The following is a 17,131-nucleotide window of genomic DNA, read 5'->3' on the forward strand; positions in this document are numbered from 1 at the left end:
GCTACGTGTTCAAGTTTTTCGAAAACCGCCTTCCCCCCTATCCCCCCGCCGAACCCCACCTGCCCCCGAAGGACTTCATGGCCTTCGTCTGGGATGGCACGCGTGGCCTGCGTGGCTACGTCGCCACGATGGCGGGGCTGTCCGCCGCCATCGCGGTGTACGAAGCCCTGCTGTTCGCCGTGCTCGGCCATGTGGTCGACTGGCTCTCCACCGTCGCACCCGGTGCGCTGTGGACGCAGCACAAGGCCTCCATCCTCGGCATCACCGCGCTGCTGCTGGGCTCCGTGGGCCTGGTGGCGCTGCAGACGGCCATCAAGCACCAGGTGCTGGCCATCAACTTCCCGCTGCGCCTGCGCTGGAACTTCCACCGCCTGATGCTGGGCCAGAGCATGGCCTTCTATGCCGACGAGTTCGCGGGCCGCATCACCACCAAGATCATGCAGACCGCGCTGGCCGTGCGCGACATGATCTTCACCACCACCGACGTGGTGATCGGCATGGGCGTCTACCTCGTCACCATCCTCGTGCTGCTGGCCGGGTTTGACGTGCGGCTGCTGGCCCCGTTCGCCGCCTGGATGGTGGCCTACGGGCTGGCTTGCTGGTATTTCGTGCCGCGCCTGGGCAAGGTGGGCAAGGCCCAGGCCGATGCGCGCTCGGTGATGACCGGGCGCATCACCGATGCCTACACCAACATCGCCACCGTCAAGCTGTTCTCGCACACGCGCCGCGAATCCGAATTCGCGCGCGCGGCCATGGACGCCTTCAAGCTCACCGGCTACGCGCAGATGCGCCTGGTGAGCCTCTTCGAGATCGTGAATCACATCCTGGTGGTGGTCATGATCCTGGGTGCGTGCGGCACGGCGCTGTGGCTGTGGTCGCTCGGCGAGGTGGGCGCGGGCGCCGTGGCCGCCGTCACCGCCATGACGCTGCGCGTGTCGGGCCACGCGCACTGGGTGATGTGGGAGATGACCACCCTGTTCGAGAGCGTGGGCACCATCCAGGACGGCATCAACACGCTGACCAGGCCGCGCACGGTGGTGGATGCACCCGATGCCCAGCCACTCGCCGTGACCCAGGGCGAGGTGCGCTTTGACAACATGAGCTTTGCCTATGGCAACGGCCGGCCCGTGATCGACGGGCTGAACCTGGTCATCCGGCCGGGCGAGAAGATCGGGCTCATCGGCCGTTCGGGCGCCGGCAAGTCCACGCTGGTGAACCTGCTGCTGCGCTTTCACGACGTCAGCTCGGGCCGCATCCTCATCGATGGCCAGGACATCGCCCACGTCACGCAGGACAGCCTGCGCCGCTCCATCGGCATGGTGACGCAGGACACCTCGCTGCTGCACCGCTCCATGCGCGACAACATCCTGTACGGCCGCCCCGACGCGAGCGAGGCCGACCTGCACAAGGCGGCCGAGCGCGCCGAGGCGGCGGACTTCATCGCCACGCTGACCGACCTGCAAGGCCGCACGGGCTACGAGGCGCATGTGGGCGAACGCGGCGTGAAGCTGTCGGGCGGCCAGCGCCAGCGGGTCGCGATCGCGCGGGTGATGCTCAAGGACGCGCCCATCCTGCTGCTCGACGAAGCCACCAGCGCGCTCGACTCCGAGGTGGAGGCCGCCATCCAGCAAAGCCTGGACAGCCTGATGCAGGGCAAGACCGTGATCGCGATTGCGCACCGCCTGTCCACCATCGCGGCCATGGACCGCCTCATCGTGATGGACGCGGGCCGCATCGTGGAAGAAGGCACGCACGCGCAGCTGCTGGGCCAGGGCGGCGTGTATGCACGCCTGTGGGGGCACCAGAGCGGCGGATTCCTGGGCGAATCGGAAGAAGACTGACAGCCACTGCCTCGCCGCCCAGCCAGCCAGCCGGGCTGCCTGCCACCCACGCGACAGCACGGCACCGGCCTGTCGCCCAGGCGGCTGTGCGCGGCCCGCGCACGTTCTACCGTTGCAGCCCTGCACGGGCCATGGTGGCCTGGCCAACCGAAGGAGACGATCCGATGATCAAGGTCACGGCGGTGTACCGCTGGCGCGAAGGCGCCACGTTCAACCACGACTACTACCACGGCGAACACATGCGCATCGCCCGCGCGGCGCTTCAGCCCCTGGGCCTGGTGCGGCTCGAGAGCGACCGCGTGCTCTACCCCGGCGAGCCCCGCCCCGGCCAGGTGGTGGCGCTGACCAACGCGTTCTTCAGCGACCTGAAGCAGGCCCAGGCCGCAGCCAGGCAAACGGCGGCGCAACTGACGGTGGACATCCCCAACTACACCAACATCACGCCCGAGTCCTACTTCGCGCAGATGCTGGCGCACGAGGTGGCAACGGCCTGAGAGCGCGTCGATCCACCGCTCGCGCACGGCCTTGGGCAACAGGCGCACACACCGCCCTGCCCGGCCCCGGCACGGCGGCCAGCACGTGGCACGCGGTGGATGGCCAGTCCAAGGCCGGGGAAGGCAACCGGCAGCGCCGCCCGGCCCCACATGGATAAAAATAGGCCCTCGCGCAGGTTTGCATTGCGCATCAAGCTATAAATTTAATAGCAACATACATTCCAGGCCGCAGCTCCATGACCACCAGCACCCCCATCCCACTCGACATGCCCGCGCCCACCGGCGACCAGCTCAAGGCCAGCCGCGCCGCTGCCGGGCTCAGCCAGGCCCAGGCCGCGGAATTGATGGGCTATCCGCTGCAGACCGGCAGCCGGGGGGGCGTGCAGTCGCGCACCTGGCAGGCGCTGGAGAGCACCACCGACGAGCGCAACATGCAGGGGCCCGTCTACGCGATGTTCCTGCTGCTCACGGGGCAGCATCCCGATTACGTGCTGGCCCGGCGCTCCGGTGCGGCCCCATCCGGCGTCGCCCCATGAAAAAAGCGGAACGGTCCGAAGACCCTTCCGCCAACTGCCTGCAGGGAGATTGCCGAAACAGCGGGTGGCTCAGTCCACCTTGATGTTGGCGGCCTTGATCACCTGGGCCCACTTGTCCACCTCGGCCTTCTGGAAGCTGGCGATCTGGGCGGTGGTCATGTCGGCCGGCTCCATGCCAAAGCCCTTCAGGCGGTTTTGCATGTCGGGCTGGGCCAGGATCTTGCGGATCTCGTCGTGCAGGCGCGTGACGGTGGGCGCGGGCGTGCCGGCCGGCACGAAGATCGCCTGCCACGACTGCACCTGGAAGTCCGCCAGGCCATTCACGCCCGATTCGGCCACCGTGGGCACGTCGGGCATGGAGGCCAGGCGCTTGGGCGAGGTCACCGCGATGGCGCGCAGCTTGCCGCTCTGGATGTGCGGGGCGGCGACCACGGTGGTGTCGAACATCATGTCGACCTGGCCGCTGATCACGTCCTGGATGGCGGGGCCGCTGCCCTTGTACGGGATGTGCGTGAACTTCACGCCCGACTTGTAGGCCAGCAGTTCCACGGCCAGGTGCTGCGAGCTGCCGGTGCCGGCGGAGGCCGACGACAGGCCGCCCTCCTTGCCCTTGGCGGCGGCCAGCACGTCCTTGAGCGTCTTGTGCGGGCTGTTGGCCGACACCACCAGCACCACCGGATTGGTGCCGATCAGCGTCACGGGGCTGAACGACTTGATGGGGTCGTAGCCCAGCTTCGGGTACAGGCTGACGTTGATGGCGTGGGAGCTGACGGTGCCGCCCAGCAGCGTGTAACCGTCGGGCGCGGCGCGCGCCGCGGCTTCCGAGCCGATGCTGCCGGCCGCGCCACCCTTGTTCTCGACCACCACGGTGGTCCCCAGGGCGGTGCCCAGTTGCTGGCCGATCAGGCGGCCGAGCGTGTCGGTGGTGCCGCCAGCGGCAAACGGCACCACGTAGCTGATGGGCTTGCCCGTGGGCCAGGTGCCCTGGGCGGCGGTGGGCAGGCCGATGAGGCCCACGGCGGCAGCCAGGGCCGCTGTGTGGATGAGGGTTCTGCGTTGCATGAAGGGTCTCCTGGTTTGTGGATGGTGGATGGCGGGACCGAATGGAAGAACCGTTCAGGCATTTCCACGGTTCAGTCCGTCTCAAGGCAGGTCAACGATCTCGACCCAGTTGGGGTTCTTGCCCGCTGGCACGCGCGTGGGGGTGCCCGGAACGCCGGTGGCGGGGTCGATGGGGTGCAGCGACACCTGGTGGGACTCCTGCCCCGCCGCGACCAGGAAGCGGCCCGAAGAGTCCACCGCAAAGCCGCGCGGGGACTTTTCCGTGGGCACCTGGCCCAGCGGCTGCAGCTGGCCCGTGACCGCGTCGACGCGGAAGCTGCTGAGGGTGCTGGAAGTGCGCTCCGACGCATACAGCGTGCGGCCGTCGGGCGACAGGTGAATGTCAGCGGCCCAGGGCTTTCCCGCAAACCCTGCGGGCAGCGCCGTGGCGCGCTGCACTGGGCGCAGCGTGCCCCGCGCCGAGTCGTAGGCCAGCACGTGCACGGCGGCGTCCAGTTCGTTGAGCACATACATGAAGCGCTGGCCCTTGTCCCACACGAAGTGGCGCGGGCCCGACTTGTCAGGGGCGACGGTGGTGAGGGCGGGCTCGTGCGCGCTGAGCCTGCCCGTCTCGGCATCGAAGCGCCAGGCCGAGAGGTTGTCTCCGCCCAGGCTGGTGGCGAACACATGGCGGTTGGCGGCATCCGCATGGATGGCATGCGCATTCGGCGCCGTGGGAATGAGCTGCTGCACCGCCCCCACCGCGCCGTCCTTGCCAATGCTGTTGACCGTGATCTTGTGGCCGGGGTACGAGGCCGCGAACAGCCAGCGCCCGGTGGCATCGGTGTCGATGTTGGCCATGCTGTCGGCCAGCGGGGCCTCGCCCAGCTTGCGCAGCTTGCCGCTGGCCGGGTCGATCGCCAGGCTCACCACCCTGAACGGCTGTGAGCGCAGCGCCACGTACAGCATCTTCTTGTCCGGGCTCACGGCCATGGGCATCGCCATGCCGCCCAGCGGCGTGGTGTCCACCGGCTTGAGCGCGGCGGCGCTGCGGTCCAGTTCGAACACCGACACGTCCTGGCTGTCCGCGTTGGAGACATAGACCCAGGTAGCGGCCCAGGCGCCCGGCGTGGCCAGTGCGGCGGCCACGGCAACGGCCACATGCGCCAGCCGTGCGGCCCTGCGGCGGAAGCGAAGTGCTGCAATCATCCGTATTCCTTGGGCAGATGGCGGCGCGAAGGCTGGGGAACAGCGCACTCGCGTTGCCATGGTGGTCGTTTCCCGCCGGGCGATTTCACGGCCTGCCCGGCGCGGGGTGGGAGTCTTTTGTCATATGTCGTCATACAACAAAGAGGCGATTGTGGAGCCACTCCCACCTGGCACCCTAAAGGGATTACCCGAAGTTTCCTGACAGTCGATTGGTGCGCCGAACCCCTGTCACCATAAGGAAACAGCCTCACAAAACCTTGGTACTTACCCTGATTTTTTAAGGGTAAACCCGATATTTTCAGGCCGGTCGGTTGTTTTGGATGGCATCTAGTTGTACGATGACTAACAACAACCCATGCAACGGAGACATTCCATGACCTTGAACCGACGCGCCATCCTCCTGGCCTGTACCGCCGCCCTGGCCGCAGCCTCCGCCACCGCCCAGACGGCGGAATGGCCAGCAAAGACGCTGCGCATCGTGGTGCCCTACCCTCCAGGCGGCAGCTCGGACATCATTGCGCGCTCGATCAGCCAGTCGCTGTCCGAGGCGCTCAAGCAGACCGTCATCGTCGAGAACAAGCCCGGGGCCAACGGCAACCTGGGGGCGGACTTCGTCGCCAAGGCCGAGCCGGACGGCTACACCATGCTGCTGTGCGACGTGGGCGCGCTGGCCATCAGCCCCTCGGTCTATACCAAGCTGTCGTTCGACCCTTCCAAGGACCTGCGCGGCGTGACCATGCTGGCGTACTCGCCCCACCTGCTGGTGGTGCACCCTTCGGTGCCCGTGAGCAACCTCAAGGAGCTGGTCGCCTACTCCAAGAAGAACGACCTGAACTTTGCCGTCACGGCCACCGGCAGCGCTCCCCACCTGGCTGGCGTAGCGCTGGAGCGCGCCAGCGGCGCGCGCTGGCAGTACATCCCCTACAAGGGCGGCGTCACCGCCATCCAGGACACCGTCGCCGGCCAGACCCAGGTGCTGATGAACGGCATGCTGGCCACCCTGCCCCAGGTGCAGAGCGGCAAGCTCAAGGTGCTGGGCGTGTCCAAGTCCACGCGCATGCCCCTGATCGGCGACGTGCCCACCATTGCCGAGCAGGGCGTGGCCGGCTACGAGTCCGGCACCTGGCAAGGCGTGCTGCTGCCACGCGGCACGCCGGATGCCGTCGTGCAAAAGCTCAACAAGGCCCTCATCACCGCCATCCGCGCACCCGAGATCCGCTCGCGCCTGGCCGGCCAGGGCGCCGAGGTGGTGACCATGACCTCCGCCGAGCAGGACCAGTTCTTCGTCAAGGAGCGTGCGCGCTGGGCCAGCGTGGTCAAGGCCGCCAACATCAAGCTCGACTGAGCACTTCACACCCCCTGTTTCATTCACCTTTCTCCCTCGTTGCAATGACCATGACCCCGCAAGACCTCAAATCCATCATGGGCTCCGGCCTGCTGTCCTTCCCCATCACGGACTTCGACGAGCAGGGTGAATTCCGCCCCAGGACCTACATCGAGCGCCTGGAGTGGCTGGCCCCCTATGGCGCCAGCGCCCTGTTCGCCGCCGGCGGCACGGGCGAGTATTTCTCGCTCTCGGGCCCCGAGTACGGCCAGGTCATCAAGACCGCCGTGGACACCTGCCGCGGCAAGGTGCCCATCATTGCCGGCGCCGGCGGCCCCACCCGCACCGCCATCGCCCATGCCCAGGAGGCCGAGCGCCTGGGCGCCCACGGCATCCTGCTGTTGCCCCACTACCTGACCGAAGCCGGCCAGGAGGGCCTGATCGAGCATGTGGCCGCCGTGTGCAACAGCGTGAAGTTCGGCGTGATCGTCTACAACCGCGACCGCACCAAGCTGACTGCCGATTCCCTGGCCATCCTGGCCGACCGCTGCCCCAACCTGATCGGCTTCAAGGACGGCGTGGGCAACATCGAGACCATGTCTTCCATCTTCATGAAGATGGGTGACCGCTTCTCCTACCTGGGCGGCCTGCCCACGGCCGAGGTGTATGCGGCGGCCTACAAGGCGCTGGGCACGCCGGTGTATTCGTCCGCAGTGTTCAACTTCATTCCCAAGACGGCGATGGACTTCTACAAGGCCGTGGCGGCCGACGACACGGCCACGCAGCACAGGCTGCTCAAGGAGTTCTTCATGCCCTACCTGGCCATCCGCAACCGGGTGGAGGGCTATGGCGTGAGCATCATCAAGGCGGGCGCCAGGATCGTGGGCCATGACGGTGGGCCGGTGCGCGCGCCGCTGACGGACTTGAAGCCCAGCGAGATGGAAGAGCTCAAGGCGCTCATCGACAAGCTCGGCCCGCAGTAAGCGCGCCGAGAGGCCTGGCAAGCCAGGCCCCTCTTCTTTGGTTGCATTCCACCACGCGCCTGGCCGTGCACGGGCGCGTGGTGCAGCCGTGGCACGCACACACATCCCCAACACCACAACGGAGACAGACAAGATGTTCAAGCAAATCGTTTTCGCCACCGCCGCCGCCTTGGCCATTGCCGCGCTCACGGGCTGCGCCACCAGCGCACCCGCTGCATCTTCGGCATCGTCCGAGCAATCGGTGGCCGCGGCTGCGGAAAAACTCCGCGTGGCCATGATCGATCCCACGCCCACGGCCCTCGCCCAACTCGTCGCCGACGACCTGAGCTACGGCCATTCGGGGGGCCGCGTGGACACCAAGGACAGTTTCATCGGCGACCTGATCGCAGGAAAATCCGACTTCGTCACCATCGCCATCTCCGACCAGACCATCAAGGTCGTGGGCAACACCGCCATCGTGCGCCACACCCTCACGGCCGATACCAATGACTCGGGCAAGCCCGGCAAGGTGCAGATCAAGATCCTGGGCGTGTGGCAGCAGCAAGGCGGCCAGTGGAAGCTGCTGGCGCGCCAGGCCGTGCGCGTCGCGGCATGATGTAGACACATCGGGGCGGCAGTGTGCCGCCGTATGCCGCCCGTTGCATTTTTTGGCACTGTTGCCCCACGAAACCATGACCACGACTCCCCCTCGCATCCTGCAAATCGGCCGCCTGCCCCTTCCCGCGCTGGAGGCCGAACTGGCGGCCCGTTACAGCGTCGCCTGCCTGGCCGAACAGCCCGATCCAGCGGCTTTTCTGGCGTCACACGGTGCGGAGTTCACCGGGGTGGTGACCACCGCCGCCATCGGCCTCAAGGGCGAGGTCATCGCCGCGCTGCCCCACCTCCAGGTCATCAGCAGCTTTGGCGTGGGCTTTGACGCGCTGGACATCGATGCGGCCAAGGCGCGTGGCGTGCAGGTGGGCTACACGCCCGGCGTGCTCAACGACTGTGTGGCCGACATGGCGTTTGCGCTGATGCTGGATGTGTCGCGCAACCTTGCCGCCAGCGACCGTTTTGTGCGCCGTGGCGAATGGCCGAAGGCCAGGTATGCGCTCGGCAGCCGCGTGTCGGGCAAGCGCCTGGGCATCGTGGGCATGGGCCGCATCGGCCAGGCGGTGGCCGATCGTGCGGGCGGCTTCCGCATGCAGGTGGGCTACCACAACCGTCGGCAGGCCGAGGGCTGCGCACTCCCTTACTTCGCGTCCTTGACCGCGCTGGCGCAGTGGGCCGACTACCTGGTGCTGACCGTGGCGGGCGGCGCTGGCACGCGCCACCTCGTCAATCGCGATGTGCTGGATGCCCTGGGGCCGAACGGCTACCTCGTCAATGTGGCGCGCGGCAGCGTGGTGGACGAAGCCGCATTGATCGAAGCGCTGACCGAACGCCGCATCGCCGGTGCCGGGCTGGACGTGTTCGAGAACGAGCCCACCGTGCCCGCCGCGCTGATGGCGCTGGACAACGTGGTGCTGACGCCGCACACCGCTAGCGCCACGCACGAAACCCGACGCGCGATGGCCGACCTGGTGCTGGAAAACCTGGAATCGTTCTACACCACCGGTGCCGTGCTGGCGCCGGTGCCTGGCACCTTGGTACTTGAGTAAGCCGTAAACAGCGCTTCCATGTCTGGCTCCTCGCCCTGCAGCACCGGAGACGCCCCCGCAGGGGGAGGCACGAAGCGGCTCAGGGAGTCACTTCAGCCTGTCGCGCGAGATGTCCATGATCATGCGCGTGGCCAGGTACAGGCGCGGCACGATGGTATTGATCTGCACGTACTCCGCATCGTTGGAGTGGGCGCCGTAGCCCGACAGGCCCATACCCTCCACCACCGCGCCCTTGGTCTTGAGCGCCGCAAAGGCCGCATCGGTGCCGCCCCCGGTGGCTTTCTCGACCACGTTGAGCGGCAGGCCCAACTCCTGGTAGATGACCTTGCCGTAACCGGCCACACGGCGCGATGCCTCGCTGGCTTCGAGCGGCGGCCGGCGCACCTCGAACTTCACGTCCACCTTGGAGGCGGGCAGCAGCCGGGTCTTGATCTTCTCCTGCAGCGATTTCTCCAACCCGTCAAAGTCCGCCACCTTGAGCGCGCGGGCATCGGCCTGGGCCGTGGCTTCTGCGGGGATCACATTGCGGTTGGTGCCGGACTTGGAGACGGTCCAGTTGAGCTTGAGTCCTTCGTCGTTCTTCGACAGGTCCTTCATCTGCAGCAACTGGTGCGACAGTTCGTACAGCGCGTTCACGCCATCCTCGGGCTTGGCCCCGGCGTGCGATGCCTTGCCCTGCACCGTGAGGTAGGCCGCCCCGATGCCGCTGGTGGCCAGGCGCAGCGTGCCGTCGGTGCCGCCGCCTTCGAACGACAACACCACATCCTGCTCGGACGCCACACGGGTGATGGTGCTGCGCCAGCCGGGCGAGCTGATTTCCTCGTCGCCATTGATCAGCACGGTGAGCGTGCCGTAGTCCTTGAAGCTGAGCTTTTGCAGCAGGGCCACGGTGTGGATGATGAGCGCGATGCCCTGCTTGTCGTCCGAAATGCCCAGGCCATAGGCCTTGTCGCCATCGATGCGGAACGGCTGGCCTTTGAGCATGCCTTTCAGGTACACCGTGTCCATGTGCGCGATGAGCATGATCTTCTTGCTGCCCGTGCCCTTGAACACGGCCTGCACGGCAGGGCCCACCTTCTCGGGCGTGTCGTCCAGGCGGTAGATGTCGCTGGTCTGCAGCACGTCCACCGTGCCGCCCAGTTGCTTGAGCTGGCTGGCAATGCGCTCGGCGATCTGGTTCAGGCCCTCGATGTCCTTGCTGCCCGACTCGATGTGCACCAGGTCGCGCAGGGTGTCGAGCAGCGGCTGCTGCTCCTTCTGGGCCAGCGCGTGGACATCAGCCACCGGCGCAGCGTGGGCCACGGCGGCGGCAAACGCCAGCGCCAGCGAGGCCATCAGGGGGCGGACAAACGAAGGGGCTGAGTGTGGGCGGCGCTGCGGATGGTGCATGGTGCAAAGGCTCGGTGAAGGGATGAGGAAAGCGATTATGGAGTCTTGCAACACCAATTTCAAACACTGATCCTCCTTGCAATGCTTCGGTCAGCGCCTGCGCGCCAGACTCAGCCCGCAGGCGCAAACACCTCGGGGCTCAGCCGTGACTTGTGGCCCCGGGGTTCAAACAGCCACATGCCATACAGCGGCAGAGATTCCGCCAGCCGCAGGGGCGCCACCAGCGTGGACGCACCGCCCAGCAACGCAGGGTGCGGCACAACAGCCAGCAGGTCGGACTGCGCCACCAGGTGCAGCAGGCTGGCAAAGTCGGGGCAGCGCACGGACATCTTGGGCGCGGGCATGCGGCGCACACGGTGCGCTTCCGTCAACACATCCACCGGCCCGCTGACACTGGGCCCCACACAGGCCCACGCAGCGCCCTGCAGTTGCGCCAGCGACTGGGCCCGGACCCATGGGTGGCCCTTGCGCGCATAGACCTGGGGATGCAACTCGTACAGGGGGCGCTCCGTCACATCGGGATGCGCAAACTTGCGCGGTTTGGGGGCAATGACCGCATCAAAGCGCCGCTGCAGCAGGCCCTCCAGCAGACTGCCTTCATCGGCCGTCGCCATCTCCAGCGAGCGCCGGGCGTTGGGCAGGCACCAGCTGGCATACAGCAGCGGGCCACAGACCAGCGCCGCTGAAGACGTGAGCCCTACCCGCAGCAGGTAGCGGTCTGCCGCAGCCACTGACGCGCGGGGCAGCGCCTCAACCCCTTGTGCCAGGTGCAGGGCCTGCGCGGCTACAGCCCGGGCCAGGTCGGTGGGCACATGGCGGCGCCCTTCCTGCACCAGCAAGGGCTTCGCGAAGTGGACTTGCAGTGCCTTCATGCCATGGCTGATCGCAGGCTGCGACACGCCGCAGGCCTTGGCCGCCAAGGCGAACGAGCCCTGTTCGATGACCGCACGGAGGTATTGCAGGTAGCGCAGATACATAAACACCTTTTATGTACAAGCCACCATTGTCTCTTGTCGTGCGGCGCGGAGTTGGCGAAGCTACGCACTCCACTCCACGCCCTTTGCATCGCCACGTATGAGCCATTCCCCCATCGACACCGTCCGCACCTACCTCGCCCACCTGCATGCCAGTCATACCGACGGGCTGATTGCCTGTTTTGAAGACGATGGCATGGTGCACTCGCCGTTCCTGGGCACGATGCGCGCGAGCGACTTTTTCAAGAAGCTCGCCCAGGCCTCCAGCGGCAGCGTGATCACCGTGCTGGATCTGTTCGCCTCCGCCCAACCAGAAAGCGGCGGCGCCGTGCGGGTCGCCGCCTATTTCCGCTACGACTGGACCTTGAACGATGGCCGGGAGGTGACTTTCACCTGCGTGGATGTGTTCACGTTCGACGCGGGCAGCACCCGCATCCGCGACATGAACATCGTCTACGACACCCACCCGCTGCGCGAAGAGGTGGGCGACAAGTACGCGCCTGATCCGATTATCACAACAACTCCACGCCCTTGAGCGTGACAAAACTCGTCTCGCGCGTGACCTGCACAAAGTCCTGCAGGTACGGCTTGGCCGACAGGCTGGGCAGGCAGGCGGCGTGCAGTTCGCCCCGCAACCCCCGGGCTCCGATGGGCCTGGCCGTCACATACCCCCGGTCCAGGTAACTCTGCACCGCCCACAGCGGCAGCGCCGCCACGCCGCGCCCGCTGGCCACCAGCTGCAGCATGGCCACCGTCAGCTCGGTGGTGCGGCGCGGGGGGCGCACCCCGGCGGGCTCCAGCACCTGGCGAATCAGGTCCAGCATTTCGTCCGGCACGGGGTAGGTGATGATGGTCTGGTCGGCAAAGTCCTGCGCCACCAGGTGCGGCCTGGCGACCAGCGGGTGCGTGTTGGCCAGCAGCGCGCGGATCTCGAAGCCAAACAGCGCGTGGTAGTCCACGCCCGCCTCGTCGGCATCCACCTCCGACACGATGGCCACGTCGGCCCGGCCCTGGTGCAGCAGGCCCACGGGGTCGGCGTGAAAGCCGCTCACGATGTCCAGCTCCACCTCGGGCCAGCGGGTGCGAAACGCGTCCATGGCGGGCATGAGCCAGTCAAAGCAGGTGTGGCATTCCACCGCAATGCGCATCTGCCCGCCCTGCCCCAGCACCAGGCGGGCAATGTCGCGCTCGGCTCCCTCCACCTGCGGCAGCATGGCATCGGCCAGGGCCAGCAGGCGTTCGCCCACGGCGGTGAACTGCGGCGGGACGGACTTGCGCTCAAACAGCGGCTGGCCATAGCGGTCCTCCAGCAGCTTGATCTGGTGCGACAGCGCCGACTGCGTGAGGTTGAGCAGCTGCGCGGCCCGCACCAGGCTGCCGCTGTCGCGCAGGGCGACCAGGGTGCGCAGGTGGCGCACTTCTAGAATCGACTGATTCATTATTAATTTTCAAGTTGATCGCATAAAACTTTCGTTTGAATAATAAACGAGCCCGCGCGACCATCGGTGCCTTCATTGCACTGCTCCATTCAGAAGAAGGAAATCACCATGTCGCTCGCCGCCCAATCCTCCTCTCGCCCTGTGCTCACGCACACACTGGGTTTTCCGCGCATGGGGGCGCAGCGCGAACTGAAATTCGCGCTCGAGTCCTTCTGGCGCGGCGACAGCACCGAGGCCGAGCTGCAGGCCACCGCCGCCCAATTGCGCCAGTTGCATTGGCAGGCACAGGCCGATGCGGGCCTGGGTTGTGTGACGGTGGGCGACTTTGCGCTGTACGACCACGTGGCCAACCACATCCAGCTGCTGGGCTGCGAGCCTGCGCGCTTTGGCTTTGACGCCCACACGCCCGAGCTGGCGCGCTACTTTGCGATGGCGCGGGGCGTGTCGGCCCACGCCGCCGAAGACCACCAAGGCTGCAGCGCCGGTTGCACCGCAAAGCACACCACCGGCCAGCCCGCGCTGGAGATGACCAAGTGGTTCGACACCAACTACCACTACCTCGTGCCCGAGTTCAGCGCCCACACCCAGTTCCACCTGGCCAGCGAACGCCTGTTCGCCGAAGTGGCCGAGGCCCAGGCCCTGGGCCACCGCGTCAAGGCGGTTCTGCTGGGGCCGCTGAGCTTTTTGTGGCTGGGCAAATCCAAAACGGCGGGTTTTGACCGCTTCAGCCTGCTGGAGTCATTGCTGCCGGTGTACGAAACCGTGCTGGCGCGCCTGAAAGCCCAGGGCGTGGAATGGGTGCAGATCGACGAACCCATCCTGGGCCTGGACCTGCCCGACACCTGGCGCCATGCGTTCGAACCCAGCTACTGGCAACTGGCGCGCAGCGCGCCCAAGTTGCTGCTGGCCACGTACTTCTCGCCACTGGCCGAAAACCTGCGCCTGGCCTGCCAGCTGCCCGTGGCGGGCCTGCATGTGGACGCCGTGCGCGCGCCGGATGAGTTGGTGGGCGTGGCGGACTGGCTGCCCTCGCACAAGGTGCTGTCGGTGGGCATCGTGGACGGCCGCAACATCTGGCGCACCGACCTCGATGCCGCTCTGACCAAGCTGCGCCCTGTGGCCGACAAGCACCAGGGCGAGCTGTGGGTGGCACCGTCGTGCTCGCTGCTGCATGTGCCGTTCAGCTTAGAGGCCGAAACGCAGCTGGATGCCGAAGTGAAATCCTGGCTGGCGTTTGCCGTCGAAAAGCTCGACGAGCTGCGTGTGCTCTCCACCGCCTTGTCGCAAGGCGAGGTTGCGGTGGACGATGAATTGCACGCCGCCCGCATCGCCCTGGCCGCCCGCCGCGCCAGCCCCCGCGTTCACCGTGCCACCGTGGCCGCCCGCCTGGCCGCCGCTGCGCCGGGGGCCGACCAGCGCCACGACGCCTTTCCCGCCAGGCAAAAGGCACAGCGCGCACGGCTGAAACTTCCGCTGCTGCCCACGACCACGATTGGTTCGTTCCCACAGACGGCCGAGATCCGCGCCGCACGCGCCGCCTTCAAGCGTGGTGCGCTCGACGCGGCCCACTACCAACAGAAGATGGAGGCCGAAATTGCACTCGCAGTGCGCAAGCAGGAAGCGCTGGGCATTGATGTACTGGTGCACGGCGAGGCCGAACGCAACGACATGGTCGAATACTTTGGCGAGCAGCTCGACGGCTTTGCCTTCACCGCCAACGGCTGGGTGCAAAGCTATGGCTCGCGCTGCGTGAAGCCGCCCATCATCTACGGCGACGTGGCCCGCCCCACGCCCATGACCGTGGCCTGGACGCAGTACGCGCAGAGCCTGACCGACCGCCCCTTGAAGGGCATGCTCACCGGACCCATCACCATCCTGCAGTGGAGCTTCGTGCGCGACGACCAGCCGCGCGCCACCACGGCCGACCAGATCGCCTGGGCGATCCGCGACGAGGTGTGCGATCTGGAAGCCGCAGGCATCGCCATCATCCAGATCGACGAGCCCGCGATCCGCGAGGGCCTGCCGCTGCGCCGCGCCGGGTGGAAGAGCTATCTGGAGCGCGCCACCCGCGCCTTCCGCATCAGCGCCAGCGGCGTGCGCAACGACACGCAGATCCACACCCACATGTGCTACAGCGAGTTCAACGACATCCTGCCCGCCATCGCGGCCATGGATGCCGATGTGATCACCATCGAGACCAGCCGGTCGGACATGGAACTGCTGCAGGGTTTTGGCGACTTCAAATATCCCAACGAGATCGGCCCCGGCGTGTACGACATCCACTCGCCCCGCGTGCCCGGCGTGCAGGAGATGGCCGCGCTGCTGGAAAAAGCCGCCGAGGTGGTGCCCGTGGAGCACCTGTGGGTAAACCCCGACTGCGGCCTCAAGACCCGGGGCTGGCCCGAGACCGAAGCCGCGCTGCGCCACATGGTGCAGGCGGCGCAGGAAGTGCGCGAGCGGCTGCTGGAGGAAGCGGCCCTGGCATGACGGAGGCCCGACCGCGAGATCGCCTGGCCGCCCACTCAGCCCGCAGCGCCCTTCATCTCCGCCAATTTCACGAGGACCAGCAAAGCGTGGTTGAGGGGCGTGGGCACGCCCAGGGCGGCCCCGCGCCTGACGACGTAGCCGTTCAGATGGTCGATCTCGGTGGGCTTGCCCCGCGCCAGGTCCTGTGCGGTGGACGAGAACTGGCCGGGCATGGTGGCAGCGATGCCGCGCACGGCGGCCTGCACGTCGCCCGCAATCGTCACTCCGTCCGCAGCGGCCACGGCCAGGCATTCGGCCACTATGTCGGCGATCACCTGCGTCACGCCGGGCACCTGCACCAGCGGGCCATAAGGCTGTTGCGACAGGGCCGAGAGCGCGTTGTACGCGCTGTTGAGCACCAGCTTGGCCCACAGCGCACCGCGCACGTTGTCTGACACCTGGGTGGGGATGCCCGCCGCCGTGAGCTGGCGGGCGGCCTCGCCGCTGCGTGGCGATGGCGCAATCACCAGCTCGCCCCGGCCATGGTGCACCACATGCCCCGGGCCGCCCATGGCGGTGGCGACGTACACCACGGCGGCGGCCACGGGGGTGCTGGCGCCGAGCACGGCGCGCACGCGCTCGTCGTTGTCCACGCCGTTCTGCAGGGTCAGCACCAGCGCGCCGGGCGCCAGGTGCGGGCGCATCCCGCGCGCGGCGTCCTCCGAGTCCGAGGACTTGACGCAGAACAGCACCACGTCGGCCCCCAGCACCGCGCTGGCCTCGGTGCTGGCCGCCAGCGGCACCTGCACATCCAGCACGGCTGTCTGCAGGCGCAGCCCGCGTTCGCGCACAGCCTGCACATGGGCGGGCCGGCCAATGAGCGTCACCGGGTGCCCGGCGCGTGCCAGCAGCGCGCCGTAGTAGCAGCCCACCGCCCCCGCGCCCATGACGGCGATGCGCAGCAAGGGGCCGGGGGTGGGCGGGGCGCTGGAGGAAACGGCTGTGGTCATGGAAAGTCCGGGGGACACAAAAAGAAGGCTGGGCCGATGGGCCTTGAGACTATATCGGGCGATCGGCCGCCCGCCCGCACGCTCATGCGCCGCGCAGCACGCGCTCCGCCCACCTGCCCGCCCCCAGGAAGAGGAAACCCACCAGCACGAAGCCGCCCAGCAGGCCAGCCGCATTGCGCAGCACCGTGGCATACCCCAGGGCGTTCACATCGATGAACGGATACGGGTAGCTGCCCAGCCACACGCCACGCACCAGCGCATAGGCAAAGTACGCCAGCGGGTAGGCGCAGGCTGCGAGAGGCACCCACCACCGCAACCCGCGCTTGCCGGGCGCGGCCCCCAGCCAGTACAGGCCGAACAGCACGGGCACCGCGTAGTGCAGCAGCACATCGGCCAGCCTCTGCCAGCCCTGGGGATCCCAGATGTTGCGCAGCAGGAAGTGGTAGGCCAGGCCCACCAGAACAATGCTGATGGCGGCACACGCCTGCACCGGCGCGCGCGCGAAGAACCGCCCCCAGGAGGAGGCTGCGGCCGCCGCCGGCAAGGTCAGCACCAGGGCCACCAGGATGTTCGTGAGCACGGTGAAGTACCCCAGATAGGCCACCAGGCCCTGCACGGCGGACTGGCCGCCGGCCAATGCAAGCCGCAGGGAAAGCACCAGCTGGAGCAGCACGGCAAACCAGACAAGCAGTGCAAGGGAAAAGGTGGCCCGCCTTTCGGCCGGGGTGGGGCGCGCGGCGTGCGCAGACGGGGGTGGCGAAGGATTCAAGGGTGTGCCCTGCTCT

16 protein-coding genes are annotated in these 17,131 nt (G+C 67.4%); 9 read left to right on the top strand and 7 right to left on the bottom strand.

Annotation, left to right across the window (positions count from 1 at the left end):
* Positions 1–5: 5 nt before the first annotated feature.
* From AC3RCE_RS13755 to AC3RCE_RS13765, 3 genes are all read left to right on the top strand, one after another.
* Positions 6–1,841, top strand: a complete 1,836-nt coding sequence (locus AC3RCE_RS13755) for an ABC transporter ATP-binding protein (protein WP_218338533.1) — start codon at positions 6–8, stop codon at positions 1,839–1,841.
* A gap of 164 nt (positions 1,842–2,005) precedes the next feature.
* Positions 2,006–2,335, top strand: a complete 330-nt coding sequence (locus AC3RCE_RS13760; RefSeq protein ID WP_218338532.1) for an EthD family reductase — start codon at positions 2,006–2,008, stop codon at positions 2,333–2,335.
* 236 nt (positions 2,336–2,571) lie between these two features.
* A complete protein-coding gene (locus AC3RCE_RS13765) occupies positions 2,572–2,871 on the top strand; it encodes a helix-turn-helix domain-containing protein (protein ID WP_492246450.1) in 300 nt (99 codons plus the stop codon).
* A 69-nt stretch (positions 2,872–2,940) separates the two neighbouring features.
* On the opposite strand, the gene AC3RCE_RS13770 is transcribed toward AC3RCE_RS13765, so the two are convergent.
* Together AC3RCE_RS13770 and AC3RCE_RS13775 are read right to left on the bottom strand one after the other, a co-directional pair.
* Positions 2,941–3,933: a Bug family tripartite tricarboxylate transporter substrate binding protein gene (locus tag AC3RCE_RS13770; RefSeq protein ID WP_218338531.1), complete on the bottom strand. Its 993-nt coding sequence runs from the start codon at positions 3,931–3,933 to the stop codon at positions 2,941–2,943.
* Positions 3,934–4,014: 81 nt separating this feature from the next.
* Positions 4,015–5,121, bottom strand: coding sequence for a lactonase family protein (locus AC3RCE_RS13775; protein ID WP_369642506.1), 1,107 nt, complete (start codon positions 5,119–5,121; stop codon positions 4,015–4,017).
* Between the two features lie 373 nt (positions 5,122–5,494).
* On the opposite strand from AC3RCE_RS13775, the gene AC3RCE_RS13780 reads away from it, so the two are divergent.
* The 4 genes from AC3RCE_RS13780 (at position 5,495) to AC3RCE_RS13795 (ending at position 9,068) form a co-directional block, all read left to right on the top strand.
* A complete protein-coding gene (locus tag AC3RCE_RS13780) occupies positions 5,495–6,466 on the top strand; it encodes a Bug family tripartite tricarboxylate transporter substrate binding protein (RefSeq protein ID WP_218294926.1) in 972 nt (323 codons plus the stop codon).
* A 50-nt stretch (positions 6,467–6,516) separates the two neighbouring features.
* Complete coding sequence (gene kdgD, locus AC3RCE_RS13785) at positions 6,517–7,428, top strand: 5-dehydro-4-deoxyglucarate dehydratase (protein ID WP_218295311.1); 912 nt, start codon at positions 6,517–6,519, stop codon at positions 7,426–7,428.
* Positions 7,429–7,561: 133 nt separating this feature from the next.
* The gene (locus AC3RCE_RS13790; RefSeq protein WP_369642507.1) at positions 7,562–8,023 is read left to right on the top strand and encodes a nuclear transport factor 2 family protein; all 462 of its coding nucleotides are present in this window, start codon (positions 7,562–7,564) and stop codon (positions 8,021–8,023) included.
* Positions 8,024–8,099: 76 nt separating this feature from the next.
* Positions 8,100–9,068, top strand: coding sequence for a 2-hydroxyacid dehydrogenase (locus AC3RCE_RS13795; protein WP_369642508.1), 969 nt, complete (start codon positions 8,100–8,102; stop codon positions 9,066–9,068).
* An 87-nt stretch (positions 9,069–9,155) separates the two neighbouring features.
* On the opposite strand, the gene AC3RCE_RS13800 is transcribed toward AC3RCE_RS13795, so the two are convergent.
* Positions 9,156–10,457 carry a M20/M25/M40 family metallo-hydrolase gene (locus AC3RCE_RS13800; protein ID WP_492253253.1) on the bottom strand — a complete coding sequence of 434 codons (1,302 nt, stop codon included), beginning with the start codon at positions 10,455–10,457 and terminating at the stop codon, positions 9,156–9,158.
* A 110-nt stretch (positions 10,458–10,567) separates the two neighbouring features.
* Positions 10,568–11,434: a LysR family transcriptional regulator gene (locus tag AC3RCE_RS13805; protein ID WP_492253254.1), complete on the bottom strand. Its 867-nt coding sequence runs from the start codon at positions 11,432–11,434 to the stop codon at positions 10,568–10,570.
* Between the two features lie 97 nt (positions 11,435–11,531).
* On the opposite strand from AC3RCE_RS13805, the gene AC3RCE_RS13810 reads away from it, so the two are divergent.
* The gene (locus AC3RCE_RS13810; RefSeq protein ID WP_492253255.1) at positions 11,532–11,966 is read left to right on the top strand and encodes a nuclear transport factor 2 family protein; all 435 of its coding nucleotides are present in this window, start codon (positions 11,532–11,534) and stop codon (positions 11,964–11,966) included.
* Here the strand turns inward: AC3RCE_RS13810 and AC3RCE_RS13815 are convergent.
* Positions 11,944–12,870: a LysR family transcriptional regulator gene (locus AC3RCE_RS13815; RefSeq protein ID WP_492253256.1), complete on the bottom strand. Its 927-nt coding sequence runs from the start codon at positions 12,868–12,870 to the stop codon at positions 11,944–11,946. The genes AC3RCE_RS13810 and AC3RCE_RS13815 overlap by 23 nt on opposite strands.
* A 108-nt stretch (positions 12,871–12,978) precedes the next feature.
* Between AC3RCE_RS13815 and metE the strand changes: the two genes are divergently transcribed.
* Positions 12,979–15,357 (top strand): 5-methyltetrahydropteroyltriglutamate--homocysteine S-methyltransferase, encoded by a 2,379-nt coding sequence (gene metE, locus AC3RCE_RS13820; RefSeq protein ID WP_492253257.1) that lies wholly within the window; start codon positions 12,979–12,981, stop codon positions 15,355–15,357.
* Positions 15,358–15,392: 35 nt separating this feature from the next.
* Here metE and AC3RCE_RS13825 read toward each other — a convergent pair whose 3' ends face one another.
* Both AC3RCE_RS13825 and AC3RCE_RS13830 read right to left on the bottom strand, forming a co-directional pair.
* Positions 15,393–16,346 (bottom strand): ketopantoate reductase family protein, encoded by a 954-nt coding sequence (locus AC3RCE_RS13825; RefSeq protein ID WP_218338522.1) that lies wholly within the window; start codon positions 16,344–16,346, stop codon positions 15,393–15,395.
* An 82-nt stretch (positions 16,347–16,428) separates the two neighbouring features.
* Positions 16,429–17,115, bottom strand: coding sequence for a Pr6Pr family membrane protein (locus AC3RCE_RS13830; protein ID WP_218338521.1), 687 nt, complete (start codon positions 17,113–17,115; stop codon positions 16,429–16,431).
* Positions 17,116–17,131 lie beyond the last annotated feature (16 nt).

It is taken from the genome of Acidovorax sp. GW823-FHT05D11 (assembly GCF_058795695.1).